Raw genomic sequence first — 608 nt, 5'->3', positions numbered from 1 at the left:
TACTAGCTCAAACCTGATCTGACAGTTACCGATATTTGCTTAAGACTGTCAGGTTAAATTTGAGCTAAATTCTTTTCAGCCCAAATACGTTTTCCATCAAGTAATGTTGCAAATGGTGTTCTACCATTGCACACCTTGCCCTGATGGGTTCGTTCAGTATTATAGAATTTCAGCCAGCCGTCTAGATCAAGTTGCAACTCTTCTAATGAGCTATAAAGCTTCTTTCGAAAAGTAATCTGATAAAACTCCTGCAAGATCGTCTTATGGAAGCGCTCGCAGATCCCATTTGTTTGTGGTGAGGCTGCTTTCGTTTTAGTGTGATCAATATCATTCAGCGCTAAATAAAGCTCATAATCATGATGTTCAACTTTACCGCAATATTCTGTTCCCCTGTCAGTCAGAATACGAAGCATTGGTAATCCTTGGGACTCATAGAATGGCAACACTCGGTCATTCAATAAATCTGCGGCTGTGATTGGCGTCTTGGTTGTGTACAGCTTGCAATGAACCACTTTGCTATAGGTATCAATAAAAGTTTGCTGATAAATACGACCAACGCCTTTTAGATTTCCGACATAAAAAGTATCTTGTGCTCCAAGATATCCTGG

At 40.0% G+C, this 608-nt stretch carries 1 protein-coding gene; it reads right to left on the bottom strand.

What is annotated here, in order from left to right; translation table 11 throughout:
* Positions 1-53: 53 nt before the first annotated feature.
* Positions 54-608 (bottom strand): IS481 family transposase (locus HMPREF0023_RS15945; RefSeq protein ID WP_008942590.1); only part of this gene is annotated, 555 nt, incomplete at its 5' end.

It is taken from the genome of Acinetobacter sp. ATCC 27244 (assembly GCF_000156555.1).
Lineage (GTDB): Bacteria > Pseudomonadota > Gammaproteobacteria > Pseudomonadales > Moraxellaceae > Acinetobacter > Acinetobacter haemolyticus.
This window is presented reverse-complemented; position numbering and strand designations above follow the sequence as displayed.